General features: G+C 56.1%; 22 protein-coding genes and 1 pseudogene. 12 read left to right on the top strand and 11 right to left on the bottom strand.

Features of this window, described 5'->3' with window-relative positions; all coding sequences use genetic code 11:
* The first annotated feature begins 820 nt into the window (after positions 1 to 820).
* Positions 821 to 1,045, top strand: coding sequence for a hypothetical protein (locus ACR0K1_RS11630; RefSeq protein WP_480850698.1), 225 nt, complete (start codon positions 821 to 823; stop codon positions 1,043 to 1,045).
* A gap of 11 nt (positions 1,046 to 1,056) precedes the next feature.
* A complete protein-coding gene (locus tag ACR0K1_RS11625) occupies positions 1,057 to 2,361 on the top strand; it encodes a phenylacetate--CoA ligase family protein (RefSeq protein WP_480850696.1) in 1,305 nt (434 codons plus the stop codon).
* Between the two features lie 208 nt (positions 2,362 to 2,569).
* On the opposite strand, the gene ACR0K1_RS11620 is transcribed toward ACR0K1_RS11625, so the two are convergent.
* From ACR0K1_RS11620 to ACR0K1_RS11600, 5 genes are all read right to left on the bottom strand, one after another.
* Complete coding sequence (locus ACR0K1_RS11620; protein WP_480850694.1) at positions 2,570 to 2,932, bottom strand: nucleoside triphosphate pyrophosphohydrolase family protein; 363 nt, start codon at positions 2,930 to 2,932, stop codon at positions 2,570 to 2,572.
* Between the two features lie 9 nt (positions 2,933 to 2,941).
* Positions 2,942 to 3,832, bottom strand: a complete 891-nt coding sequence (locus ACR0K1_RS11615) for an isocitrate lyase/phosphoenolpyruvate mutase family protein (RefSeq protein WP_480850692.1) — start codon at positions 3,830 to 3,832, stop codon at positions 2,942 to 2,944.
* Positions 3,829 to 5,151 (bottom strand): Gfo/Idh/MocA family oxidoreductase, encoded by a 1,323-nt coding sequence (locus ACR0K1_RS11610; RefSeq protein ID WP_480850690.1) that lies wholly within the window; start codon positions 5,149 to 5,151, stop codon positions 3,829 to 3,831. The genes ACR0K1_RS11615 and ACR0K1_RS11610 overlap by 4 nt, the downstream gene beginning before the upstream one ends.
* 62 nt (positions 5,152 to 5,213) lie before the next feature.
* Positions 5,214 to 6,215, bottom strand: coding sequence for an Ldh family oxidoreductase (locus ACR0K1_RS11605; RefSeq protein WP_480850688.1), 1,002 nt, complete (start codon positions 6,213 to 6,215; stop codon positions 5,214 to 5,216).
* A 16-nt stretch (positions 6,216 to 6,231) separates the two neighbouring features.
* Positions 6,232 to 7,257, bottom strand: a complete 1,026-nt coding sequence (locus ACR0K1_RS11600) for a radical SAM protein (protein WP_480850686.1) — start codon at positions 7,255 to 7,257, stop codon at positions 6,232 to 6,234.
* Positions 7,258 to 7,994: 737 nt separating this feature from the next.
* On the opposite strand from ACR0K1_RS11600, the gene ACR0K1_RS11595 reads away from it, so the two are divergent.
* Positions 7,995 to 8,591: a tyrosine-type recombinase/integrase gene (locus tag ACR0K1_RS11595; RefSeq protein WP_480850684.1), complete on the top strand. Its 597-nt coding sequence runs from the start codon at positions 7,995 to 7,997 to the stop codon at positions 8,589 to 8,591.
* A 52-nt stretch (positions 8,592 to 8,643) separates the two neighbouring features.
* Here ACR0K1_RS11595 and ACR0K1_RS11590 read toward each other — a convergent pair whose 3' ends face one another.
* Entirely contained in the window at positions 8,644 to 10,467 is a 1,824-nt protein-coding gene (locus ACR0K1_RS11590; protein WP_480850682.1) for a recombinase family protein, read from the bottom strand.
* Positions 10,468 to 10,563: 96 nt separating this feature from the next.
* On the opposite strand from ACR0K1_RS11590, the pseudogene ACR0K1_RS11585 reads away from it, so the two are divergent.
* A pseudogene (locus ACR0K1_RS11585) lies at positions 10,564 to 11,442 on the top strand (YifB family Mg chelatase-like AAA ATPase); the annotation flags it as partial.
* Here the strand turns inward: ACR0K1_RS11585 and gshB are convergent.
* From gshB to rsmI, 3 genes are read right to left on the bottom strand one after another with little or no spacing between them, the layout of a single operon-like run.
* On the bottom strand, positions 11,439 to 12,371 hold the full coding sequence (gene gshB / locus ACR0K1_RS11580; RefSeq protein WP_480614293.1) for a glutathione synthase: 933 nt from the start codon (positions 12,369 to 12,371) through the stop codon (positions 11,439 to 11,441). The pseudogene ACR0K1_RS11585 and the gene gshB sit on opposite strands and share 4 nt — an antisense overlap.
* A 60-nt stretch (positions 12,372 to 12,431) precedes the next feature.
* Positions 12,432 to 12,803 (bottom strand): YraN family protein, encoded by a 372-nt coding sequence (locus tag ACR0K1_RS11575; protein ID WP_480614290.1) that lies wholly within the window; start codon positions 12,801 to 12,803, stop codon positions 12,432 to 12,434.
* Between the two features lies 1 nt (position 12,804).
* Positions 12,805 to 13,662: a 16S rRNA (cytidine(1402)-2'-O)-methyltransferase gene (gene rsmI, locus ACR0K1_RS11570; RefSeq protein WP_480614287.1), complete on the bottom strand. Its 858-nt coding sequence runs from the start codon at positions 13,660 to 13,662 to the stop codon at positions 12,805 to 12,807.
* A gap of 88 nt (positions 13,663 to 13,750) precedes the next feature.
* Here rsmI and ACR0K1_RS11565 point away from each other — a divergent pair, with 88 nt between their 5' ends.
* The 3 genes from ACR0K1_RS11565 to murJ are packed head-to-tail and all read left to right on the top strand — an operon-like array spanning position 13,751 to position 19,228.
* Positions 13,751 to 14,911 (top strand): penicillin-binding protein activator, encoded by a 1,161-nt coding sequence (locus tag ACR0K1_RS11565; RefSeq protein ID WP_480614285.1) that lies wholly within the window; start codon positions 13,751 to 13,753, stop codon positions 14,909 to 14,911.
* On the top strand, positions 14,871 to 17,690 hold the full coding sequence (locus ACR0K1_RS11560; RefSeq protein ID WP_480614283.1) for a [protein-PII] uridylyltransferase: 2,820 nt from the start codon (positions 14,871 to 14,873) through the stop codon (positions 17,688 to 17,690). Before ACR0K1_RS11565 ends, ACR0K1_RS11560 begins: the two co-directional genes overlap by 41 nt.
* Positions 17,687 to 19,228, top strand: a complete 1,542-nt coding sequence (gene murJ / locus ACR0K1_RS11555) for a murein biosynthesis integral membrane protein MurJ (protein WP_480614281.1) — start codon at positions 17,687 to 17,689, stop codon at positions 19,226 to 19,228. The genes ACR0K1_RS11560 and murJ overlap by 4 nt, the downstream gene beginning before the upstream one ends.
* Here murJ and ACR0K1_RS11550 read toward each other — a convergent pair whose 3' ends face one another.
* Positions 19,229 to 19,915 carry a rhomboid family intramembrane serine protease gene (locus ACR0K1_RS11550; protein ID WP_480614279.1) on the bottom strand — a complete coding sequence of 229 codons (687 nt, stop codon included), beginning with the start codon at positions 19,913 to 19,915 and terminating at the stop codon, positions 19,229 to 19,231. It lies immediately after the preceding gene.
* Positions 19,916 to 20,001: 86 nt separating this feature from the next.
* On the opposite strand from ACR0K1_RS11550, the gene trpS reads away from it, so the two are divergent.
* A complete protein-coding gene (trpS, locus tag ACR0K1_RS11545) occupies positions 20,002 to 21,030 on the top strand; it encodes a tryptophan--tRNA ligase (RefSeq protein ID WP_480850678.1) in 1,029 nt (342 codons plus the stop codon).
* 43 nt (positions 21,031 to 21,073) lie between these two features.
* Here trpS and ACR0K1_RS11540 read toward each other — a convergent pair whose 3' ends face one another.
* Entirely contained in the window at positions 21,074 to 22,123 is a 1,050-nt protein-coding gene (locus tag ACR0K1_RS11540; protein WP_480614275.1) for a Glu/Leu/Phe/Val family dehydrogenase, read from the bottom strand.
* 130 nt (positions 22,124 to 22,253) lie between these two features.
* Here ACR0K1_RS11540 and ACR0K1_RS11535 point away from each other — a divergent pair, with 130 nt between their 5' ends.
* From ACR0K1_RS11535 to ACR0K1_RS11520, 4 genes are all read left to right on the top strand, one after another.
* Positions 22,254 to 22,715, top strand: a complete 462-nt coding sequence (locus tag ACR0K1_RS11535; RefSeq protein ID WP_480614273.1) for an Lrp/AsnC family transcriptional regulator — start codon at positions 22,254 to 22,256, stop codon at positions 22,713 to 22,715.
* A gap of 58 nt (positions 22,716 to 22,773) precedes the next feature.
* On the top strand, positions 22,774 to 23,637 hold the full coding sequence (locus ACR0K1_RS11530; protein ID WP_480614271.1) for a branched-chain amino acid aminotransferase: 864 nt from the start codon (positions 22,774 to 22,776) through the stop codon (positions 23,635 to 23,637).
* 75 nt (positions 23,638 to 23,712) lie between these two features.
* On the top strand, positions 23,713 to 24,168 hold the full coding sequence (locus ACR0K1_RS11525) for a universal stress protein (protein ID WP_480614269.1): 456 nt from the start codon (positions 23,713 to 23,715) through the stop codon (positions 24,166 to 24,168).
* A gap of 9 nt (positions 24,169 to 24,177) precedes the next feature.
* Positions 24,178 to 24,771 carry a DsbA family protein gene (locus ACR0K1_RS11520; protein WP_480614267.1) on the top strand — a complete coding sequence of 198 codons (594 nt, stop codon included), beginning with the start codon at positions 24,178 to 24,180 and terminating at the stop codon, positions 24,769 to 24,771.
* Positions 24,772 to 24,838 lie beyond the last annotated feature (67 nt).

Genomic DNA, 24,838 nt, shown 5'->3' with positions numbered 1-24,838 from the left:
AGCCAAGTTAGTCAAATTGCCAGAGGTAGAGCGTGCCTTGCAGATTTTGGCCAAGTACGGCTTGGGGGCTTGTGTGCCCCACATGCATGACGACGACGACCAATTTGCGTCGTTACCGACAGATACCGTTCAGGTAGAGGAGCGCGGTCGAATAACATTCCAAAACAAAAACGAACTCGATGCTTCGTATATTCCTGTTGCTTGGAGATGGGACGGCGACTCCTGCGTGATCGCCGTGATAGCAGTGTGCAAGGGTGGAGACCCGTGCCGACTTTCGCGAGAGCCTCAGGTGGCAAATAGCTCCATAACCGGATGAAATTGCGAATAATGCGATAATACGCATCCCGACTGTAGTGGCTGGAACCGTTCAGATGCGGCCAAGAAAATTGGCAGGCCAACTTCACCACGAGTTAATTCTTTGCGTTTCCAGCAATGTACTTTCCTTGTGGTTGGGTCTGTCATCGGTCGTAACTAGGTTCTATTAGCGCTGACCATATGGGCTAAAACACAACATCAATTTTTCTTTGTGTCTTTCTCCGGACGACAGCCTGACGCCAGGTCCGAAACATTCCCAAGGCAACGACAAAGAAACCCAGAATGCGGATGAAAATGAATCGCGAGTATCAAACCATACATTCCATCAAATAAGAGGCCTACCAAGAGCGGGTCCAAACCAGCTGAAGCGCCCAAAGCGTCCAACGAGAACGAAAGCAGCAAGTCCGACTCGAGAAATCATTTTTTGACGGGACAACATACACAGCCTGTGATACACAAGTAACACTTCAAACCCTTTGATTGTCTGAGGTTGAACATGACACTAATGGACGACGAACCATTCGCAACATCTGAACGTTCTCATGAGGCCAAAAAAAACGCAATTGAGACTGCTAGAAAGCTGTTCGAAGTTACCGGTGGTCGGATGCGATTCACGACAGTGAACTCGCGCGAGAAGTTTGAGATATCCTTCGAATACCCCAAGACGGGTAGAGAAGAAGACGCCGACATGGCGGATATCATCATAGCATCAAACGGAAGCGACGTATAATCATCTAGATTGTGGGCGCCTTGGTTTCCCATTTGCGAGATACCTTGCAATGGGCTCAGCAGCATACGAGATTTTATCAAAAGATGGTGACGCAACCATCTTCCTCGATATTGTCAACCGAAGACTTCGCAAATTATGTCCCCGTTATCGACAAGTCCATTTGGATCAAGTCACAGGATGAGTTCGTTGACTTGGAAGAGCCGCCAATCGCAGTCAACGTTACCGGCGGCACAATGCATCATGAAGGCTCTCAACCACTCCTAATCTTCTCTACACGTTTATCGTACTTGTCTCAAAATTTCAGAATTGAGAATTACAAACCCTCTACTTCAGGCAGACTAAGGCCACTCTGCCTTCAAATTTCAAATTTTACGCATGGCGCGGGTAAATTCCAGTATCCAGGACTCCTCACCATGCCCCAGACTAGGCGCCAACACTTTGACGCGATTCACCACATTCTGCAACGAGCATTTAAATTTGAGGGATTCGATCACAGAATTACGCATTTGACTGGAAGCATCAATCAAATCAAGATTCTCACTCTGAAACTTATGGAAATGGGCGTCCCTTCCTCAGAGTTCAAGATCAAGAGTGTGACTGTGGCGTCCTATATGCTATCTTCAAGATGGCGTTCGATTCTAAATGAGTATTGGAAATGCCCAATTTTTGAGTTGTATGGGCTTTCTGAAATTGCAGGATTCGTCGCGCAAAGTACGGATGCGAATCGAATTTTTGAGTTCTCAAAAGCGGTGTATTTAGAGTGCTTAGATCTAAATTCCGATTGTGAAAGTACCGGCAAGATTGGCCGCCTAGTCGCGACGCCCCTTTTTCCATTTTCGCCGCAACATCCCGTGTTGAGATACGATACAGGAGACCTAGTGGAAGTGGTCAGTTGGAAACCTGAGGATCCGCATTACAAATTCAAACTCTTGGGGCGCAGAAGCAAGTGCGTTCTAATTGAGAGGGCAGGCGTACTCTCTCTTGCTCTTGCGGCATCTTCAATTGAGGAGGTTTTAAGCGATCTTCCGGAAGTTGATGATATTCCCTATCACGGAAACAAAGTATTTGGTCTCAAGACAAACTTCGGGCTGCCAAAATATACGGTTAGTCAAAGCACAAAAAATGGCGCCCAAGTTATTGATCTCGAGGTCACGCTGCGGTTCTCCCCAATAGAATTCCCCGAGGCGGCGAGAAATCTATCAATGACTATAAAGCAGCGCCTCCTTAAGATCGACCGCTCTCTGCGCAAGTTGGCTGAAGACGATGACGTAGCCATAAAGGTCAGTTGCGCACCCCCAGAGGCCTCTCGGCAATAATAATTAAAACCCCTAAATAGGCTATTCTTTGACGTCCTGTGATTCATGATTTTTGAGCTCCAGCTTATGTTGGGATTGGTAGTTTTGGAGGGAAGATCGTTAACTCTCGCGAAGGAGCGTCAATCTAATCATCCAATCAAGTTTGAAACGCCCATTACATAAACGCAATTGAGAAGATAACGGTAGTAATTCAGATCATATGATTGGATCATTGGGACTCCGCGTCCGCGTAGTGTACAATCCACTTACGAGAAAAGGCCGAGGAAAGATCCAAATTTGCGGAATGTGCGAACATCAGAACAAGCATTATTACGTCAGTTGCTTGATTCTCGAGATCGTTTTTGATGACACAAATGTCCCTGCCGTCGCTCTGGCGACGATTTGTAACCGTGAGCCAAGCTTGCAGCATTTCGCCACACTCCTCTATTACCTTCATAGCATAGGCGTCGGCATCCCTTTCTATACCTTGCTCGTGGCAATAAACTTGATCCAATTCGTGAGCCGTAATTGAAATTTTGCCCAGTAGAGATTTGAATAGCTTAGCTTCCGCCACGTTATCTGTTTTAGCCATCATTATGGGTCAATCACCTTGATAAAGTGTCAAATCTGAGTCAAGTTGGTTGTACTCCAGCAATTCGAAGATTTCCTCCATCGTAGCTATTATATCCTCGATATCCGAAACGGATTTTTTTTCGTTGATGTGTGAATAGGTCTCTCTCAAGCATTTTACGACAGCACGAACTCCATGGTTTGCCCAAATCAGCCCATTAACTTTGAGAGCATTGAATTTTTTTGTTGGAACAGAGGAATAAGTTGTCGGTATCAGAATAACAGGCGCTCGACTTCGCCAAAGGCGAAAAAACTCTTCGATGTCGTCAATCCTCGCCGCCTTGGAATGCACAACGACAGCGTCGGCACCCGCGTTGACGTAAGATCGGCATCTATCCAGAGCCGCTTCCACACCAAGACCATGCACAAGTGCTTCCGTGCGGGCAACGAGTACAAAAGACGGTTCATTTAGTACATCTTTTATGGCGCGAAGCTTGCCACAAAATTCAGCTTTGCTCGCGATTTCTTGACGCTGGTCTCGAAAGGAGTTCATCTTTGGGAAGCGTTTGTCCTCAATGCACAAGCCGGCGGCTCCCACTCTTTCGACCCTTCGCGCGAAGATGCGAGCGGAATTGAAATCTCCAAATCCGGTATCACCGTCAACCAAAACTGGAACGCCGGAACATTCTACGATACGTTCGACAACATGAAGAACTTCTGTAGCTGAGGCTTCATTGCTGTCGCGGTAACCAAGCGTTGTTGAGATTGAAAAGCCCGAGGCCCATAGTGCGTCGAACCCCGACCTGGCGGCTAGTGTTGCTGAAAGCCCGTCGTGTGCGCCCATCAAGAAGAGTATCTCCGGGTCCGTAAGTAATCGTCGGAGCCGGTGTGACAAAGAAACTCGATTGTGTTCAGTGTTCATCTTTTGCCCTTGTCAAAAGTTGCGTCATTCCCAATGGATCGGGCCTGAGCGCATTTGAGTAGCTTGTCGAATAGTACGGCAGTACTCAAGTGACTCTGCAAAGAGCTTTTGCCTTGTGACCGGGACAACCAATCCAAGAACAGTTGCTTTCGTGGTTTTGCAAAATCGGCACCTCCAAAAGTACTGCTGTCCCCCTGGAAGATCTTCTTTCGATGATGGGAGGCACTACGAGCTAATTGGCTCCGCCACAGAGAAATTTTTGCGGTCCTCTCAAATTGCTCAGGCGAAACGCAACCTTTTTGGCGTGGCCGTTTGTATGCCCGAAACTCGAGCGAGAGTAGCGGACCAATATTTACTCTAATCCGATCGAATGGAAGTCTACCATTACGGTTGTAAATTCCCTTAGGCAGTTCGTCTTTCATCCTCAATGAGACACTTGTTTGCAGCAGATTTAGATTGAATAAGCATTGAACTCTTCCCAATTCGTCAATTTGATATCCGCTGGAGGTCAAATCAGTCTCGCCATAAAACTCCGGCTCAGAGAATTGCGTCCTGGACGATGTCGCAGAACCTGCAAATTCAACTCCTTGCAACATGCCTTCCGGTATTTGCGCAATCGAATGATCTGCTGGCGCCGTGTACATACTAATATTCTGGCAACTGCTCTCTAAGTCGCTTGAGTTTATTGAAAGGAACGAGGCGAGCAAATCTACAAAGTGGTATCCAGAGTGACAAAGCATTCCATAGCCGTACTTGTATGGGTGGTCCTCGCGTCGCTGCACTTCGGAAAGTGTGTTCCACACGCCTTCGTGATGCTCGATGCCGATGTATGTTACCGGGCAATTTAGAGATCTTGAGGCGCTGAGAATGTAACGAAGCATCAATCTGTATGGTGCGGAGTACCTTCTGGCCGTCATTACAGAGCAGTTCACCTGATTCTGCTTTTGTTTATCAAGTAGTGTCTTTATATAGCTGGAGTAATCTGAATGGATGATGCCTTTTTCTGAGGTTTGAAGGACAATCGGTTTGTCAACGAGGCAATCTAAGCCACAATCCATAGAGGTTGTCATGTAACCAAAGTGAGCCTTTGGTTCGGTCGAGATAACCACCCCTGTTTCGTGGCTGGCCATCGCCTTGATTTGTTCATTGCTATGCTCTGTGAACCAAACCTTTTTATGACGATAGTCAGGTACAAAAACAACATTCTTAACCGGCATATTGCACATAGAGGAGAATTGCTCAGTCTTGCGTCGAGCACTCTCGAGTTCCACAAGATTTAACTCATCGATGAGGCCCTTCTGATATGCGTCCTGAATCATCGGTAGGTATTTGAACTTTGCCTGGGGCCCTAGTCCTGCAAGAATTAGTTTCCGGATCATCTCTACTTGGCCTTTAGCTTAATGAGCTCGAGTAGAGGATTTGGTAGCTCGATACCGTGCTTTCGGACTTCATTCCATTTGTCCCGGCTATTCTCTCCAGATACGTGAAAGTCATCCGAGATTGCCATCATGCTCTGCAATTGAGAATGAACTTCCGACACAAAAGCACTTGTGGAACCTATTGCCTCAATGTCGACACACAGAAAAAAGTCACCCTTGTTGGGTATGTCTGTCGGCCATCGGGTTGCTCGCACCTTGTGGTTGGCGACGCCGCCTATCAAAGGTCCTGCGAGTAATGAGAACAGTAGATTGATGAGTACGCCCTTAAAGCTGTCTCCAATTGGAGCTATTGCCCCATTAAGGATGCTTTCGGGATCGTTTGTCGCACGTCCATTAACATCGTAACCAACGCTACTTTGCAACAATCGATCATCTTGCCTTGCCGCGAGCACCTCACCTCGTGAGCTTTTTGCCAACGAGAAATCCGCACAGAAAATGCCGTTTCTCATTGGAAAGGCGTAAGCAAGAGGATTAGTCCCAAGAACCTTACTCCCAGACAGCGGCATTGATACTGCAGGAGAAGACACTGAAGCGACTACGGCGAAGTGTCCGGACTCAGCCGCTCTTTCAGCGTAGTGCGTAAGGTAACCAATATGGCTCGCGCCGACCACTCCAGTCATTCCGATCCCAAATTGGGCCGCCAGATCCATCGCTTTGTCTATTGCCTGCACTGCGACGCTATGCCCAACAATCGAAGGTGCCTTAATGATTGCGACAGCTGGCGCACGTAACTCCACCCGAGGAATCGCGGCTTGCGGGTCAATTAATCCCGACCTCACGAACTTCTCAATCTCCGCTATTCGGCAAAGTCCTTGAGAAGAGTACCCTCGTGACTCAGCTTCTAAGAGAATTGACCCAACGATTTCTGCGACAGATTTGTCAAATCCCAAATCTTCAAGCTTCTCGATTGTTTTTTCGAGAACCCTTTTGTATTTCCACCGCATGCTCAACGCTGATGGATCAAGAACAGGCCAACGAATCGCGGGTAATATTCTGCATTAGTGACACTTGGGACGGGCACGTCAAGCAGCCACGATTGTTCTTGTACGACCGAAGGGCAAGAGAGTTGGTCCACTCGCTTACGAAGTCAAAACCGGGATCTAAAATATTGCCGACAACGAATTCTTTGTCGGTGCGATCGCCAAAAATATACGAACAGGGGTATATGTCACCGTTTGTAGACAAATACCCCGAATTCACGCCGCAGTCACATCCATGGAATCTGACATTTTCACTATTAAATGAGCTGGTATCGACAAAGATTGGAGGTGCGAGGTCAAGGGTCGTTGAGTGGTTTCTCGATTCGAAAATTAGCTTAGTTTGGAGTTCCCTTATTTCGTTGGTATCAGTCAAAAACGCATCTGCGTTGTCAATCGCGACGCCGGCTGCAAACATCGGTTTTATTTTGAACGAGCTTACTGGAACTGATGCCATGAGTCTGTAAGCCTCCAACGACTCACTTACATTGTTTCGATTTGCGGTCATTCTAGCTTGAACTCGAGCACCCAACGCCACGGCCTGTGACATTTGTCTCAGTGCGCTATCATACACTCCGGGGCGCCTCCGAAAAGTATCCACCGTGTCAGGGGTCGCCCCATCAAAACTAAATTGAAAAAGCAGCTTAGATGGATCATCGAAGTGAGAAACAATGTGTGCAATCTCGATTTGTCCTAATCCGCCCGTGTTCAACTGAACTTCAAGCCCAGTGTTGTTGGCAAACTCCAACAAACTAGATGTCCGAGAGTACACTTTCTTCAGTAATGGCTCTCCACCAGTGACTGATAGCTTGCTTAAGCCGTGTGCCCGATGAAGGTAATCTAAAAACGTCGTGATTTGCTGTATGGAAACTTGGCTAGGCTCAAGAAGTCTCTTGTATCCATCACGCAGTTCAACAGGCACATAACAGTGTTCGCAATGTAAATTGCAGTAGTACGTGACACTTACTCGCATATGATTAATCAAAATGGTTGACGCTGTTCCATCCATTCCATTCTCCTGACGATCCATAATGACCGATAGCAAAGATGTCGTGAAGTCATGCACATTCCGTTCCAACAATCAACCAAGCACTACGGTCGAGCTCCCGTGGATAGACTCTAACGATTTCTCCTGCGATCCAAGCCCACTTTACCATGCTACATCGCTCTTAGCATACCCGTCACTGAACCGATAGAATGAGGCTGATCGAGGGAAGGGGGAAAGTGCACTCAATCCCAGGTTTTGCGCATCAACGCTATTCTACAGTGGAAGACATACAACAAACGAGTGCTGAACAACATAACTGGCCCTGACGCAGAAAGCGTATCTCATTCCCAAATTTCCCGAGTCCTCCTCAAATATAAAGAATTCGTTGTGTCCACCGGGAACCTCCATTCAGAAGTGTGCCTTGTGGGTTTCCGCCAATTGCATTTCAACTGATAGATAGTTGCCTTTGCCTTTGGGCTTCCGCACAATCGGTGGCTTGACATACAGGATTGCGCGGAATTTGTGGCGCTGACTTTCGTACGCTCAACAGCATCTTGTTGTTTGTTCTCACTGCATGACTTCGCCGTCTAAAGTGCAAACGGCCACTTGTCGAAGGCCTAGTCGGTTATAGAATTATCGTTGGATAATCAGTCCACGCAAAATATTGATAAGTAACGCAATTTCCTGATTTTCTGGATGTGTACGGTTTGCACTCATTATTTTATAATCTATAACGGAGATATTATAATGAGAACGAGATGCCTCTTACCCGTCAAGCGAAGACGCTGAACAAAAGCCAAGTTAACGCAGTCCTGAACCATTTGGGCGGTCGGAGAAACGCCCTTCGCAACCAAATTATCTTCTTACTTTCAGTGAAAGCAGGTCTGAGGGCAAAGGAAATTGCAAACCTGCGCTGGGAGATGATCGTGGATGCAGATGGCGGCCTATCAAGTCAGATCTACCTTTCGAACGACGCTTCGAAAGGTAGATCTGGCAGGCGTATTCCGATGAACAAACATCTTCGATCCAAGTTGAAGGAGCTCCATGAAGACCGGCAGCAAGACAAGCGTTTCTCTTCTGGCGACCATGTGGTTCGAACCGAACGATCACCAAAAACATCCGCTCAGGCCATCGTGAATATGTTTAGCCAATGGTACAAAGAGCTAGGACTCATCGGCTGTTCATCACACAGCGGACGGCGCACGTTCATCACAAATGCTGCGAAGAAGATTACCACGGTTGGCGGATCGCTCCGAGATGTTCAGTACCTCGCTGGGCATACCTCACTACAGACAACAGAAAGATATATTGAATACTCGGAACAAGCTCGACGAAGCATTGTCGACATCATCTAAGAATTCGGAGGAAGTACGCTACGTGGACAGAATACCGTCTCAACCCTATTCCTCAGCTAGTGGAAAGGTCGGCTTCCAAGCCCGTTTCCCGGTCAAAAGCAGCAAACGAGCCGTCATGCAAGAGGATGCGCATCTGACCATTCTTGAAATGAATGTAGGTAACACGCTGGAATTCTTGATGTTTTGAAAATCCAAATTCTGAGGCTACATACTCCAAGGGTGTCTGGTACTTCCAACGATCTTTTTTGTTTTCGTTGAACCAGTCCAAGAAACCTGGAGCTAAGTCACCTTCCGTCAGCAGCTCGACATCATCTCGATGGAACCATGAGGAGTTGTCGACATGGATGCCTTCAATCAACCGTTTCAGTGAGTGGTTGATATCTCGCCGGATGCTTTCCGTTTCGTCATGCCCCTCAGCACTGTTAAGTAGTCTGCGAACGTCGCGAACGAGTTCGTTGTGAATGTCCTTGCTGGTTCTATTGCGCAGATCCTCTAGCTTTGACTGGCGCTCCGCCAGCTGCGCTTCATGTGCCTCCAGATCGGCGTCCACACCGTTCATGCGCTCACGTATTCTGGTTTTGAGCGATGAACGTAATTCCGGTTCAGACAGTTCGCCGAATAGTGAGTCCAACTCCGCTTTGAGCTTAGCGATTGAAGCCCTGTCAACGCTGATCGCCAGCTCGAGAGCTCGCTCCTCACTTTTGAAGTCGTCATCTCGGAACACCGAGGCAAAATCTACGTCAGATACTGCAGAAAAGAACTGGTCTTCAAACACTGAATAGCTGATCGTTTTAGCGTCACAATCGCCCCGGTTTTGAAGCGCTGCGCTACAATGTAGCGTGACGGTACCTTTTGGCCCCTTGCCTCGGTCCCGATATCTGAGCGTTGAATGGCATTTGTGACATTTGACCAATCCAGTGAAGAGGTTTGGAAAGCCAACACCCTTACGTCCCCGACCGTTGATGGTCCTTTGCCTTTGTCGTTCCTGAGCAAGAAGAAACTCTGCCTCTTCAATGACCGCCGGGTAGTAATTCTTTATCGGGTCGCATGCCGGGACTCTCTTACCGCCAACGATCTTCATCGGTTGAAACTCACCGTAGACAGTCGGCGATCTGAGGATTTTCTTCACGTAGGAGTCACCCCACCCGGCAACTGCATTTTTCCGCTTAGGGGACTTCTTCGGATACTTGTCTGGGTTTGAGTTCAAGTATCTTGTGATTGCAAATGAGCCCATATTCTTGTTGATGGTCAGGTCGAAGATTCTCCTTATGACCATTGCTTCTGTTTCGTCTAGTTCGTAGCGCATGACCTTACCGGTGCTGTCCTTCACAACATTAATCCAGTTCGGCGATTTCGAAGTCAGGTAAGTGCCTGGGTTCTGTCGTTTCTTTTCCCACACTGCCGCTAGCCTCTGCGACTTTGTTCGGGATTCATCATACGCCCGCATCATTTGACCGATCGAAAGGAACAGGAGCCCCGGATTGGCTGCCACCATTTCCTTCGTGTAGATCTGACTATCAAATAGCGTGTGAATCTCAATTCCGTACGACAGGATTTCGGAAAACTGCGACATTGCCGTCAAAGGATTCTGCCTGGAAAGCCGGTCTAGATTTTCGACAATCAGAATTGTACTGGGGTCGATTTCCTTTCTCTTGACGCCTTCAAAGAAGACACCAAGCTGACCCTTCTCCCGATGTCTCCCGTGGAAGCCGGACAGGCCAATATCCTGCAACTCATCCACCAGTTCCAAATTGTGCCTTTCGCAGTACTCCACAGTGAGTTTTCTCTGGCGAGAAAGCGAGTGTCCTTTCAGTTGCACCTCTGTGGACATTCGGATGTAGGATATTGCTTTTCGGCGCTCAGATTGGATTTCCAATCCCTCCATTATATCAACGCATTAAGCCAGTTTCATATTCTCTCTATTTCCATGTATGCTAGTTTACACACAATGGGTACTAATTAGTATACTTTTATCATGATCGGCACACCCGGTTCCGGCAAATCCATGCTGGCGGCGCGGTTGCCGGGCATCCTGCCGCCTCTGACCCCGGTCGAGGCGCTGGAAACCTCGATGATCCAGTCGCTTTGCGGTTTGCTGGACGAAGGCGGCATCAGCCGCGCCCGCCCCTTTCGCGAGCCGCACCACACCGCATCCATGGCCGCCATTGTCGGCGGCGGCAAGGGGGCCAAACCCGGTGAGATTTCGCTGGCCCATAACGGCGTTCTTTTCATGGACGAGTTCCCCGAATTTCCCCGCACGGTTCTGGAAACCCTGCGCCAGCCGATTGAAACCGGCGAGGTCATGGTGGCCCGCGCCAACGCCCATGTGAAATACCCCTGTCGCTTCATGCTGGTCGCGGCGGCCAACCCCTGCAAATGCGGATATCTGACCGATCCCGCGCGCGCCTGTTCCCGCGCGCCGGGTTGCGGCGAGGATTATCTGAACCGCATCTCCGGCCCCCTGATGGACCGGTTCGACCTGCGGATCGAAGTGCCGCCCGTGGGGTTCACGGACCTTGACCTGCCGCCCTCGGGCGACAGCTCTGCCACGGTCGCCGCGCGGGTCGAAAAGGCGCGGGCCGTTCAGGCCGCGCGCTTCAGCGACACGCCCTCGGTCCGTCAGAACGCGGATATCGAGGGCAAACTGCTGGACGAGGTCGCCGCGCCGGATGCCGAAGGCAAAGAGCTGTTGCTGAAAGCGGCGGACAAGTTCGGCCTGTCCGCCCGTGCCTTTCACCGCATCCTGCGGGTCGCGCGCACGATCGCGGATCTTGAAGATGCGCCAGACGTCCGCCGCCCCCATATTGCCGAAGCGCTGAGCTTTCGCATCAGCGCCCGCGTGATGGCCTAAAGCTTCGCCTCGATGGCCTGCCATATCTTTTCGGCAATATTCTCGCCGTTGAACCGCTCCAGCTCCTGAATGCCGGTGGGCGAGGTCACGTTGATCTCGGTCAGGTAGTCGCCAATCACGTCGATCCCAACAAAAATCTGCCCCTTCTCGCGCAGCAGGGGCCCGATGGCCGCGCAGATTTCCAGGTCGCGATCCGAAAGGCCGATCTTCTCGGGGCGGCCGCCGACATGCATGTTCGACCGGGTCTCACCTTCGGCAGGGACCCGGTTGATTGCGCCAACAGGGTCCCCGTCCACCAGAATCACGCGCTTGTCACCATTGCGCACATCGGGCAGGAATTTTTGTACTATCAGGGGTTCTCGTGAAAAGCCGGTGAACAGTTCGTGCAGCGAAGTCAGATTGCGGTCGTTCGCATCCAGCCGGAACACACCTGCACCGCCATTGCCATAGAGCGGCTTCAGGATGACATCGCCATGCTTTTCCTTGAACGCCTTGATGGTCTGCAAATCGCGGGCAATCGTGGTCGGCGGGGTCAGGTCCGGGAAATCCAGAACCAGCAGCTTTTCGGGATAGTTGCGGACCCAGAACGGATCATTGACCACCAGTGCCTGCCCTTTGAGCCGGTCCAGCAGATGGGTCGAGGTGATGTAATGCATGTCGAACGGCGGGTCCTGACGCAGCCAGATCACGTCGAACTCGGCCAGATCGACCTCACGCTCGGGGCCCAGAACCGCCGGGTTGCCCGGTACGCGCTGCACCGTCATGTCCTGTCCGCGCGCGGTAATCCGGCCTTCCTGATAGGCCAGTTGATCCGGGCTGTAGAAAAACAGCTGATGCCCGCGGGCCTGCGCCTCTTCCGCCAGACGGAAGGAACTGTCGGCGTTGATATCCACGGCCCCGATCGGGTCCATCTGAAAGGCGATTTTCATGGCGTGTCCCTTTAGCTGTGTGGCAGATACATGGCGCAGCCAGCCAAAGGGTTCAATGGGTCAGGCGTGCCCGAAAGCGTTTTCGATGATCTGTACAGCGCCGGTTCCGTCCACCAGCGCCGCGTCGAAACGCACATTCGTCAGTTGCCCGCCCGGCTCGTTTTCCAGAAACTGCGCCGCAGAGGCATAAATGCGCTTGATCTGGCGCGGGTTGATCCGGGCAGCGGCCGCGTCGAAACTGGAGCTTGCCTTGACTTCGATGAAAATCAGATCGTCGCCATCCCGGGCGATCAGATCAATTTCACCCCCCGCGCCGCGCCAGCGGTGGTGGGCGATTGAAAAACCGCGCCGTTCATAGTCGCTCGCGACCCGCAATTCCGCGGCATGCCCCGCATGATAAGAAACCGAACCGCGAGCCGAGCACCTGACCATGTTATCCCTTTCCCAGTTTCAGAGCCTTCTGATAGATCGGACGGCGCGGCAGATCGTACATCTCTGACACAAAATCCGCCGCGTCCCGAACCGAATGGGTTTCCAGGGCTCTTACAAGTGCCTCTTCTACGTCAGATTCGTTAACGCTTTGCGAATGGCTGCGATCCACCAGCAGGACGACCTCGCCCTTGACGGTTTTGTCACGATACTCTTCGGCCAGCTCACCCAATGAACCGCGCCGGACCTCTTCGAATTTCTTGGTCAATTCGCGACACAACGCACCCTGCCGGTCCGCGCCCAGCACTTCGGCCAGATCCGACAGGCAATTGGCCACGCGCTTGGGCGATTCGTAGAACACCAGCGTTCCCGGGATGTCGCGCAGCGCTTCGATGCGGGCGCGGCGGGCGCCAGCGGCATTGGGCAGGAAACCGGCAAAAAAGAACGCATCCGTGGGCAGGCCCGCCAGTGTCAGCGCCGCCAGCGCGGCGGACGGGCCGGGGGCGCAGGTCACGCTGTGGCCGGCCTCGGACGCCTGCCGCCCCAGATCGTATCCGGGGTCGGCGATCAGCGGCATTCCGGCCTCGGACGCATAAGCAACCGAGAGGCCCTGTTCCAGAGCCTCAAGGATTTTGCCGCGCGCGCCTGCGCCGCTGTGATCGTGATAGGCCTGAATGCGCCGCCCCTCCAGGGGAACGCCGTGAATCTCCATCAGCCGCCGCAGGCTGCGGGTGTCTTCGGCGGCGATCATGTCCGCCGAGGCCAGAACATCCAGTGCCCTGAGCGTAATGTCGCGCGCGGTCCCGATCGGAGTGGCAACAAAATACAGGCCCGCAGCCAATCTGATCTTTTGGAAATTCAAAGCTGGACCCTCACAGCGTGACGTTTATTATCGCGGCTCGATAGAACAGCAGCGCCCCGCGCCGCCGGATCAGGGAGTTTTCATTTAGATGTTTACCGTTTGCAAGCCCGTAAGCAAGCTGGCGAAGGCCGCTGCTGCCCTGACCACCGCTGTATTCCTGGCAGCCTGTGAACCGGGCGGCTTGGGCGGCGGGCCGTCGATCAACACCTCCGATCCGGTCCCCGTGGCGCTGCTGGTTCCGCAATCCGGCGATGCCGCGCTGGCGCAAAGCCTTGAAAACGCAGCCCGCATGGCGATGTCCGATCTGCCGAATGTTCAGATCGACCTGCGCGTCTATGACACGGCGGGCAACCCGAGCACCGCAACCGCCGTGGCGCAGCAGGCGGTGGCGGATGGGGCAAAGATCATCCTCGGGCCGGTTTATGCGCAGGCCGCCAATGCGGCGGGCCTTGCGGTGCTGAGCAACAATGTCAACGTGCTGTCCTTCTCGAACAATACCAGCATCGCAGGTGGCAATGTGTTTGTTCTGGGTCCGACCTTCGACAACACGGCCAACCGGCTGGTCCGCTATGCGGGCAGCCAAGGCAAGACCGGCACGGTGATCGTGCACAGCAACGATGCCGCCGGACAACTGGGCCAGGCGGCGATTGCCAGCGCGCTGGCCAGCAGCCGGGTCAATAATGCCGGAACCGTCGGATATGACCGCTCGCAGCAGGGGGTCATCAACTCGGTTCCTGCGATCAAGGCCACGGTCGATTCTACCGGGGCCGATTCCATTTTCCTGACCGCCACCACGGCGGGAGCACTGCCGCTGTATTCGCAACTGCTGCCCGAGGCCGGCGTGTCGCCGTCGACCACGCAGTTCATCGGCCTGACCCGCTGGGATATCCCGCCCCAGACGCTGGAACTGCCCGGCGTGCAGGGCGGCTGGTTCGCGCTTCCCGATCCGGCCAAGGCACAAGCCTATCGCCAGCGCTACAACAACACCTACGGTCAGGCCCCGCACCCGATCAGCGGGCTGGCCTATGACGGGATCGCCGCCATCGGAGCGCTGGTGAGCCAGGGCAAATCCGATGCGCTGACCGCCTCGGCCCTGACACAGAACGCCGGTTTTCAGGGCGTCGGCGGCATCTTCCGCCTGCGCGCGAACGGCACCAACGAACGCGGTCTGGCTGTTGCCACGATCCAGAATAAACAGGTGGTTGTGATTGACCCTGCCCCACAAAGCTTCTCTGGCGCCGGTTTCTGACCGGCCCGGCGTGATCACCCCGCCCGACGGCACCCTGATCTGCCCGGCCGAAGACATTTTCGACAGCACCGGGGTTGAGGCACAGCTTGCCGAAGCGCTCAGGTCCTGTGCGGACAACGCCGCCATGCGGTCTGAAACCGTACGCATCCTGCGCGAGGCTCAAAAGACGGGTCGTCAGGCAATTGCCGATGCTTTTGCCGCCCATCCCTTCAGCGCCCGCCCGCTGACCCGGTCCTATACCTATCTGACCGACCAACTTGTCTGTACTGCCATGCGCATCTCGAGCCAGCGGCTGCATCCCCTGGCCACGCCCACGCGGGGGGAAAAGATCGCGGTGCTGGCCGTTGGCGGCTATGGGCGGGGGGAAATGGCCCCGGCATCCGATGTTGATCTGCTGTTCCTGACACCCTACAAGATCACCGCCTGGGCCGAGAGCGTGATCGAATCCATGCTCTATATCCTGTGGGATCTGCGGCTGAAGGTCGGTCATTCCTCGCGCACCATCAAGGATTGCCTGCGTCTGGGGGCCGATGACTTCACCATCCGCACCGCCATGCTGGAACAGCGCTACCTTGCGGGTGACAGGGCGCTGGCCGAGGCGCTGGAGGCGCAGCTCAAATCCGATCTGTTCAAAGGCACCGAGCGCGAGTTCATCGAAGCCAAGCTGCAGGAACGGGATGCGCGCCACCTGAAACAGGGTGAGCGCTACATGGTCGAGCCCAATGTGAAAGAGGGCAAGGGCGGCCTGCGCGATCTGCAATCGCTCTACTGGATCGCAAAATATGTCTATGGCGTGCACGATGTGGCCGAACTGGTGCCGTTGGGCCTGTTCACGCCGGAAGAATTCCAGACCTTTGTCCGGGCCGAGGATTTTCTTTGGGCCGTCCGCTCTCATCTGCATCTGGTGACCGGGCGGGCGACCGAGCAGCTTACCTTCGACCTGCAGGTCGAAGTGGCCGATCGCATGGGATACCACGACATGGCCGGTCGCCGCGCGGTCGAGGTTTTCATGCAGCGCTATTTCCGCGAAGCCACCCGCGTGGGGGAACTGACCCGGATTTTCCTCACCAAGCTCGAGGCGCAGCATATCAAGACCGCGCCGTTGCTGGAGCGCATCTTTCGCCGCCGTCCGCGGGTCAAACCGGGCTACAAGGTGGTGCATGGCCGGTTGGACGTGGCCGACCCCGAGGCCTTCCTGTCCGACAAGATGAACCTGCTGCGCCTGTTCGAAGAAGGCCTGCGGACCGGCATGCTGATCCACCCCGATGCCATGCGTCTGGTGGCGGCGAACCTGTCGCTGATCGACAAGGACATGCGCAACGACAAAGAGGCGCAGCGGATTTTCCTGGACCTGATGCTGAAACACGGCAACCCGGAACGGGCCCTGCGGCGCATGAACGAACTGGGCGTGCTGTCGGCCTTTCTGCCCGAGTTCGAACACATCGTGGCGATGATGCAGTTCAACATGTATCACAGCTATACGGTGGATGAGCATACGATCCAGTGCATCGTCAACCTGGCCCAGATTGAACGGGGGGAGCTGGTGGAATCGCTGCCGCTGGCCTCGTCAATCCTGAAGGGCGGGGTCAACCGCAAGGTGCTGTATGTCGCTTTGCTGCTGCACGATATCGCCAAGGGGCGGCCCGAAGATCACTCGATTCTGGGGGCGCAGATTGCGCGCAAGGTCGCGCCCCGGCTGGGCCTGAGCAAATCCGATGCCGAGACGGTGGAATGGCTGGTGCGCTATCACCTGCTGATGTCGGACATGGCGCAAAAGCGCGATATCTCGGACCCGCGCACCGTGCGCGATTTCGCCAAGGCGGTGCAGACGGTCAAGCGGCTGGACCTGCTGACGGTGCTGACAGTCTGCGACATTCGCGGCGTCGGCCCCAACACCTGGAACAACTGGAAAGCCACGCTGCTGCGCGCCCTGCATGCCGAAACCAAGCGGGCGCTTGAGACGGGGATGGAGGACCTCAACCGCGCCAATCGCGGGGCCGAGGCCAAAAAGGCCCTGCGCGCAGAGCTTGGGTCGTGGTCCAAGGCGGACCTCAAGGCCGAAACCGGCCGGCATTATGCGCCCTATTGGCAGGGTCTGAACCTGTCAACCCATGTGGAATTTGCCGAAATGCTGCTGGCGCTGGAAACCAGCGGCGATCCCGGCGCGATGGAAATCCGCCTGCACCCGGATGAAGACCGCGACGCCACGCGGGCCTGTTTCGCCATGGCGGACCACCCCGGCATCTTTGCCCGCATCGCGGGTGCTCTGGCGCTGGTCGGTGCGAATGTGGTCGATGCGCGCAGCTACACCACCAAGGACGGCTATGTGACGGATGCGTTCTGGATACAGGATGCCGAAGGCCACCCTTTCGAATCCAGCCGCCTGCCCCGCCTGACCCAGATGATCCACAAGACCCTCAAGGGCGAAGTCGTCGCCCACGACGCGCTGAAATCCCGCGACAAGATCAAGAAACGCGAGCGGGCTTTCAACGTGCCGACCCATATCACCTTCGACAATGACGGGTCCGAGATCTACACGATCATCGAGGTCGACACCCGTGACCGGCCCGGTCTGCTTTATGATCTGACCCGCACGCTGGCCGCCGCCAATGTCTATATCGCCAACGCGGTGATAGCGACCTATGGCGAACAGGTGGTGGATACGTTCTATGTCAAGGACATGTTCGGCCTGAAATACCATTCGGAAAGCAAACAGAGCGGCCTTGAGGCCAAGCTGCGCAATGCCATCACCAAAGGTGCGGAGCGCGCCGCGTCATGAAGCAAATCCGGCTGTTTTCGGGCCTGTTCACGGTCGGGTTCTGGACTCTGGCCAGCCGGATACTAGGCTTCCTGCGCGAGATTCTGCTAACCGCCTATATCGGCCCCGGCCCGGTGATGGACGCTTTTGTCGCCGCCTTCCGCCTGCCCAACATGTTCCGCCGTTTCTTCGCCGAAGGCGCGTTCAACGCGGCCTTCGTGCCGATGTTCTCGAAGCGGCTGGAAGGGGAGGACGACGCGCAGGGCTTTGCACAGGATGCCTTCAACCTGCTGGCCGTGGCTGTACTGGCGCTGGTCGGGCTGGCGATGGTGTTCATGCCGGGCCTGGTCTGGCTGACGGCCGAGGGGTTCTATGGCGACGAACGCTTCGATCTGGCGGTCGATTATGGTTACGTGGTTTTCCCCTACATCCTGTTCATGTCGCTGGCGGCGCTGTTTTCCGGCGTTCTGAATGCAACGGGCCGCTTCGCAGCGGCAGCGGCGGCCCCGGTCCTGCTGAACATCTTTGCCTGCACTGCCCTGATCGCCGGAGCCGTCTCGGGGGGCGAGGTCATTCGCTGGCTGATCACCGTCATCCCCATCGCAGGCGTTGCACAGCTGGCGCTGGTCTGGGTCGCCACCGAACGCGCGGGTATCCGCATCCGCCCCGGCCTGCCGCGTTTGACGCCCGAGATGCGCCGCATGGTGCGCATCGCGATCCCTGCCGCGCTGGCGATGGGGGTGACGCAGGTCAATCTGGTCGTGGGGCAACTGGTGGCCTCGAAAACCGAAAAGGCCGTCAGTTGGCTGTTTGCCGCAGACCGGTTGTATCAATTGCCGCTCGGTGTTGTTGGCATCGCCGTGGGCATCGTCCTGCTGCCCGACCTCTCGCGCCGTTTGCGTGCGGGCGATAAGGACGGGGCCCGCAATGCCTTTTCCCGCGCCGGAGAGTTCACGTTGCTACTGACCCTGCCGTCAACGGTGGCGTTTCTGATCATTCCCAACGCGCTGGTCTCGGTCCTGTTCCAGCGCGGTCAGTTCAGTGCCGAAGATACCGCCGCCACCGCTCTAGCCGTTGCGATCTATGGCGTCGGGCTGCCCGCCTTCATGCTGCAAAAGCTGTTGCAGCCTTTGTTCTTCGCACGCGAGGATACAAAATCACCGTTCCGCTATGCCGTCGTTGCGATGATCGTCAACGCGGCGTTGGCCTTTGGCCTTTACCCGATCGTGGGCTGGATCGCACCGGCCATCGCCGCCTCAGCCGCAGGCTGGGCCATGGTCGCGCTTCTGGCCCTCGGCGCGCGCCGGATGGGGGAGGAAGCGCGCTTTGATGACCGGTTCCGGCAGCGCGCGGGGCGGATCGTGGGGGCCTCAATCGGGATGGGTATCGTGCTTTATGCTGCAATCCACTTGTTCGGCTGGACGTTCGAGGTGCCGGGCTGGCGTTATCTGGCGCTGTTGATGCTGATCGCCATCGCGGCAGCCGCTTATTTCATCCTCGGCCACCTGTTGGGGGCGTTCAAACTGTCCGAGTTCAAACAGAGCCTGCGCCGGTCGTGATCAATCGCGCCGGATACGGCCCCGGATCCGCGCCCATCCGCCCGGTGCCAGAAAGAAGGACAGGCCGAACCCGGTGGCAAACCCACCCAGATCGGCCACCCAATCCAATGTTCCGCCAAAGATCAGGCCAAACAGCAACTGGATCCCCATCAGCACCGCAATCAGACTGAAAGCGCGGGATTGATTTTCCCCCACCAGCGACAGTTTGCGCCAGAGCAGCCAGGTGAATGCGCCGATCAGGCCGTAGACCGGCGGGAACCCTCCGACCAGCGGATAGGCCGGGTCCAGCAGCAGCGCATAAGCCAGCGCACCGCCCACACCGGACAGCACAAAGATGATCAGCATGGCGACGCTGCCAAAGACTTCGGCCACCATCTTGCCCATGGCCAGAACAAAGACGCAGACAAAGATCGCCTGCGTGAAATTGGCCGAAACAAAGGGATAGGTGACAAAGCGGATCACATGCTCGAACGGCCAGCGCCCGTTCTGCACCATCCAGTCGAAGATATCGGGCGAAAACGTATATCGCTGCAGCGCATCCAGCCGCCAGCCCACCGCCGATGGCCCGCCCACAAGACCGCGTGAGCCCAGATACAGGATCACCTCGATACCCATGATGAACAATGTCAGCGCCACGACAACGGGCGGCAAAGGGTTCACGGGCGGCGTATAATGCTCACTGCTCATTGGGCTGGCCTTTCGCGGCTGTTGACGTCCCTTGGCCTCATGGGTAAGCGACGGGGGCTGATTTTTCCAGACGGGAGTTCCCTTCGATGACCGAAACCCAATTCACGCCGCGCGTGTTTTCCGGCATCCAGCCTTCGGGAAACCTGCACCTTGGCAACTACCTGGGTGCGCTCAAGCGTTTTGTGGATATGCAGGGCGAAGATTTCCAGACCATCTATTGCATGGTCGACCTGCACGCGATCACCGTCTGGCAGGACCCGGCCCGTCTGCGCGAAAAAACGCGCGAGGTCTGCGCGGGCTTTATCGCCGCAGGTCTGGACCCTGAAAAATCGATCCTGTTCAACCAAAGCCAGGTGCCCGAGCACACACAACTGGCCTGGATCTTCAACTGCATCGCCCGCATTGGCTGGATGCAGCGGATGACCCAGTTCAAGGACAAGGCGGGCAAGAATGCCCAGAACGCCTCGTTGGGGTTGTTTGCCTATCCGGCGCTGATGGCGGCGGATATTCTGACCTATCACGCCACCCATGTGCCGGTGGGTGAGGATCAGAAACAGCATCTGGAATTGACCCGCGATATCGCGATCAAGTTCAACCATGACTATGGCGTCGATTTCTTTCCGGTGACCGAACCGGTCATCGGCGGCCCTGCGCCGCGAGTGATGAACCTGCGCGACGGGTCGCGCAAGATGTCATCCTCGGACCCGTCCGACATGACCCGGATCAACATGACCGACGATGCGGATGCGATTGCCAAGAAGATTCGCAAGGCCAAGACCGACCCCGAGGCCCTGCCCTCGGAAATCGACGGTCTGTCCGAACGTCCCGAGGCGCGCAATCTGGTGAATATCTACGCCGCGCTAAGCGATCAGACCGCCGAGCAGGTTCTGGCCGAGGTCGGTGGCAAGCAGTTCGGTGAGTTCAAGCCGATGCTGGCCGAGCTGGCCGTGTCGAAACTGTCGCCAATCTCGTCCGAGATGGCGCGGCTGATGGGGGAAGAGGCTGAAATCGACCGGATTCTGGCACGCGGGTCGGAAAAGGCCCGTGCGGTTGCCGCGCCGATCCTGAAGCAGACCTATGACATTGTCGGAATGGTCGGCGCAGGAAAGTCCTGATCCAAATCAAAGAAAGCGCCGCCCCAAGGGGCGGCGTTTTTTGTCAGGCGGCCTGCGGGCGCAGCACCTCCTGAACAATCGATTCCGCCACGGCATGCGGGCTGACCGCTTCGGCCCGGGCGCGGGTCAGGATGCGGTCCATCGTCTGCTCAAGCGCCCGCAATCTGCGGTTCACCCAGACCTCACGCTCGGCGACCTGCAGGATTTCGGTGGCAACATTCACGATCCCGCCGCCATTTGCCACAAAGTCCGGAGCGTAAAGGATACCGCGCGCGTGCAGCCGGTCCGCATCCGCATCCGTGGCAAGCTGGTTGTTCGCCCCGCCTGCAACGGCCCCGACCTGAAGCAGAGGGATGCTGGAGTCGTTCAGAATGCCGCCAATTGCGCAGGGGGCGAAGATATCGGCGTCGACGCCGTAAATCTCGTGCGTTTCCACCAATGTCGCCCCAAATTGGCGTTCTGCCCGCGCCATCTGCTGCGCATCGATATCTGTGACGATCAGGTGCGCACCGCTGTCATGCAGCAGACAGCACAGGTGCCAGCCGACATTGCCCAACCCCTGAACCGAGACCGTGTGCCCCGTCAGATCGGCTGAGCCGAACCGATGCGCCGCCGCAATACGGATCGCGTTGAAAATACCCCGCGCCGTGATCGGCGACGGATCGCCGCTGGCAAAGTCACCCTCGGACAGCCCGGCGACAAATTTGGTCTCGGACCCGATCTGCGCCATGTCGGCGGGGGTCATGCCCATATCCTCGGCCGTCCAGTACTGGCCGCCCAAGTGCTGGACCACGCGCCCGAAGGCCCGCAGCAGTTCCGGCGATTTGTCCGAGGCCGGATCGCCGATGATCACGGCCTTGCCACCACCCAATGGCAGGTCCGCAGCGGCGTTCTTGAACGTCATCCCCCGCGACAGGCGCAGCGCGTCATTCAGCGCCTCGGCGGGATGCCCGTAATGCCGCATCCGTACGCCGCCCGCCGCCGGGCCCAACTGTGTCGAGTGAATTGCGACATAGCCCGAAAGACCGCAGGCTTGATCTTTGAATTCCACCACACGCTCGTGCCCCGGCGCGTCTATCTGGGTGACTTCCATGGCTCTCCTCCGAAAAAGTTGAACCGAGTCTGCCACGAATATCGGAACGAATTTCGCCAATGCACGCCCTCGTGTTGACCGACTTTGGCGAAATACTCTACATTGGCGGGATTGGTTGGAGAATTTCTCTATGGATAAAATTGATAGGAAAATAGTACGCGCGTTGCAGAAAGATGGCCGCATGACCGTCATCGATCTGGCCGAGCATGTCGGCCTGTCGCCGACCCCCTGCGCCAGACGGCTGGACAGGTTGCAGCGCGACGGGCTGATTACGGGCTACGCTGCGCAGGTCGATCCCGAATTGCTGGGCTACGGGGTCACGATCTTCATCTCGGTCGAACTGGAAAAGCAGGACCGATCCGCCATCGACTCGTTCGAAAAGGCCATCCGCCGCTGTGATGAGGTGATGGAGTGCTATCTGATGACCGGGTCGCGTGACATTCTGCTGCGCGTTGTCGCCAAGGACCTGAAAGCCTTTGATGCGTTTCTGGAACATCGGCTGATGCAGATACGGGGCATACGCAACCTCCGCTCAAACTTTGCCCTGCGCACGATGGTCAAGCGCGAGGCTCTGCCGCTGCCGGTGGGATAATCTTCTGGACGTCTCAGCCGCACGCTCCTAGGTTTCGCCGGAACGAGCGGAGGGGACCATGGCGGTTGGACAAAACATCCGAACCTATTTCGAAGGCCGGTGGCATGACGGCGACGCCCCCATTATGCGGGCGGCGGACCACGGCGCATGGCTGGGGTCATCGGTGTTTGACGGTGCGCGGTTTTTCGAGGGTCTGGCCCCCGATCTTCTGGCCCATTGCGCCCGCGTGAATCGCTCGGCCGAGGCGCTGATGCTGACCCCGACTGTTACGGCCGAGCAGATGGTCGATCTGGTCCGGGACGGGTTGCAGGCCTATGCGCCTGGCGCTGCGGTCTATATCCGGCCGATGTATTGGGGGCTGGACGGCGATCATACCGCCATCGTCCCGCAGGAAAACAGCACCGGCTTTGCAATCTGCCTTGAGGAAATTCCGATGGCGCCGGAAACCGCCTCGGCCACTTTGACGACCACGCGGTTCCGGCGTCCGGTTCTGGAAAACGCCGTGGTGAACGCCAAGGCCGGGTGCCTTTACCCCAACAATGCGCGGATGCTGACAGAGGCGCGCGCCAAGGGCTTTTCCAACGCTTTAGTCGCCGATGCGATGGGGAATGTGGCGGAAACCGCGACCGCCAATATCTTTCTGGTCAAGGATGGTGAGGTGTTCACCCCGGTCCCCAACGGCACGTTCCTGGCCGGGATCACCCGTGCGCGCCACATCGACAACCTGCGCGCCGATGGGGTGACGGTGCACGAAGACATCCTTGGCTTCGACGATTTCCATCAGGCGGATGAGGTGTTCATGACCGGAAACATGAACAAGATCACCCCGGTCACGGCGTTGGACGATACACAATTCCAGATTGGCCCTATCGCCCGCCGCGCCCGCGCGCTTTACTGGGATTGGGCGGCAAGTGAACGCTAGCACGGGTAGAGGGATCGCCCGAGTTGCCAGCCCGCACGCGGTGGGGCATGATCCCCGAAAGTACAGAGGACACCCATGCGCAAGTTCTTAGTAGTTCTGGATGACAGCCGCGAATGCCTGAACGCGATGCGGTTTGCCGCGATGCGCGCGGCGCATACCGGCGGCGGTGTGACCATCCTGTCGGTCATTCCGCCCGATGAGTTCAACCACTGGATCGGTGTTGCCGAGGTCATGCGCGAAGAAGCGCGCGAACGTATCCACGCCCATTTCGAGGTTTTTGCGAAATGGATGCGCGACAAGCAGGACGTTGAACCCGAGTTGGCCATTCGCGAAGGCGACCCGGTTCCGCAGATCATCGAACACGTCCAGGCCGACCCGGAAATCGGTGTTTTGGTGCTGGGCGCCGGCACCGACAAGAAAGGCCCCGGCCCGCTGGTCACCCAATTGACCCGCAACTCGGGCAGCCTGCCGATTCCGATCACCATCGTGCCCGGCGATCTGAGCAAGGAAAAGCTGGAAGAAATCACCTGAGGTCTGGCTATGGGCGCAACGGTTCAGTTCTGGTTCGAATTCGCCTCGACCTACTCCTATCTGAGCGCGATGCGCATCGAGCGGCTTGCGGCGGAGAAACGCGTCTCTGTCGATTGGCAGCCGTTCTTGTTGGGGCCGATCTTTGCGGAACAGGGGTGGGATAACTCTCCGTTCAATATCTACCCCGCCAAGGGGCGCTATATGTGGCGCGACATGGAACGGCTGTGTGCCGAACGCGGTTTGCCGTTCCACCGGCCCGATCCCTTTCCGCAAAACGGCCTGCACGCGGCGCGCCTGACCCTGGTGATTGACCATGCCGACCAGCGCGCGGCGTTTGTGCGGGCGGTTTATGCGGCGGAGTTTGGGGAAGGCCGCAATATCTCGGATTCAGATGTGCTTGGCGACTGCCTTGCCAAGGCAGGGCTGCCGTTGGACCTGATGGATCGCGCAAAAGAGCCGGAGATCAAAGCCGCCTTGTTTGATCAGTCCACGCGCGCCAAGGAAAACAGCCTGTTCGGCGCGCCCAGCTTTGTGGTCGGGGATGAGCTGTTTTGGGGCGATGACCGGCTTAAGAGCGCAATAAACCACGCCACGGCAATTTAGAACGGTTCCAAATCTTGACTTCCCAAGCGCCTGCCCGCATATCAGGGGCACCATAGACGGAGCTGTC

The sequence above is a fragment of the Ruegeria sp. F5 genome (assembly GCF_056533845.1).
Note: the sequence above shows the minus strand (reverse complement) of the source record. Positions and strands in the feature narration are given on the sequence as shown.

What these genes read in the sequence shown, in the direction of transcription:
- ACR0K1_RS11630 (WP_480850698.1), top strand. Translation starts at nt 821, where the DNA reads ATGGACGACGAACCATTCGCAACATCTGAACGTTCTCATGAGGCCAAA.
- ACR0K1_RS11620 (WP_480850694.1), bottom strand. Translation starts at nt 2,932, where the DNA reads ATGGCTAAAACAGATAACGTGGCGGAAGCTAAGCTATTCAAATCTCTA.
- ACR0K1_RS11615 (WP_480850692.1), bottom strand. Translation starts at nt 3,832, where the DNA reads ATGAACACTGAACACAATCGAGTTTCTTTGTCACACCGGCTCCGACGA.
- ACR0K1_RS11610 (WP_480850690.1), bottom strand. Translation starts at nt 5,151, where the DNA reads ATGATTCAGGACGCATATCAGAAGGGCCTCATCGATGAGTTAAATCTT.
- ACR0K1_RS11605 (WP_480850688.1), bottom strand. Translation starts at nt 6,215, where the DNA reads ATGCGGTGGAAATACAAAAGGGTTCTCGAAAAAACAATCGAGAAGCTT.
- ACR0K1_RS11600 (WP_480850686.1), bottom strand. Translation starts at nt 7,257, where the DNA reads ATGGATGGAACAGCGTCAACCATTTTGATTAATCATATGCGAGTAAGT.
- ACR0K1_RS11595 (WP_480850684.1), top strand. Translation starts at nt 7,995, where the DNA reads ATGCCTCTTACCCGTCAAGCGAAGACGCTGAACAAAAGCCAAGTTAAC.
- gshB (WP_480614293.1), bottom strand. Translation starts at nt 12,371, where the DNA reads ATGAAAATCGCCTTTCAGATGGACCCGATCGGGGCCGTGGATATCAAC.
- ACR0K1_RS11575 (WP_480614290.1), bottom strand. Translation starts at nt 12,803, where the DNA reads ATGGTCAGGTGCTCGGCTCGCGGTTCGGTTTCTTATCATGCGGGGCAT.
- ACR0K1_RS11565 (WP_480614285.1), top strand. Translation starts at nt 13,751, where the DNA reads ATGTTTACCGTTTGCAAGCCCGTAAGCAAGCTGGCGAAGGCCGCTGCT.
- murJ (WP_480614281.1), top strand. Translation starts at nt 17,687, where the DNA reads ATGAAGCAAATCCGGCTGTTTTCGGGCCTGTTCACGGTCGGGTTCTGG.
- ACR0K1_RS11550 (WP_480614279.1), bottom strand. Translation starts at nt 19,915, where the DNA reads ATGAGCAGTGAGCATTATACGCCGCCCGTGAACCCTTTGCCGCCCGTT.
- trpS (WP_480850678.1), top strand. Translation starts at nt 20,002, where the DNA reads ATGACCGAAACCCAATTCACGCCGCGCGTGTTTTCCGGCATCCAGCCT.
- ACR0K1_RS11540 (WP_480614275.1), bottom strand. Translation starts at nt 22,123, where the DNA reads ATGGAAGTCACCCAGATAGACGCGCCGGGGCACGAGCGTGTGGTGGAA.
- ACR0K1_RS11535 (WP_480614273.1), top strand. Translation starts at nt 22,254, where the DNA reads ATGGATAAAATTGATAGGAAAATAGTACGCGCGTTGCAGAAAGATGGC.
- ACR0K1_RS11530 (WP_480614271.1), top strand. Translation starts at nt 22,774, where the DNA reads ATGGCGGTTGGACAAAACATCCGAACCTATTTCGAAGGCCGGTGGCAT.
- ACR0K1_RS11525 (WP_480614269.1), top strand. Translation starts at nt 23,713, where the DNA reads ATGCGCAAGTTCTTAGTAGTTCTGGATGACAGCCGCGAATGCCTGAAC.
- ACR0K1_RS11520 (WP_480614267.1), top strand. Translation starts at nt 24,178, where the DNA reads ATGGGCGCAACGGTTCAGTTCTGGTTCGAATTCGCCTCGACCTACTCC.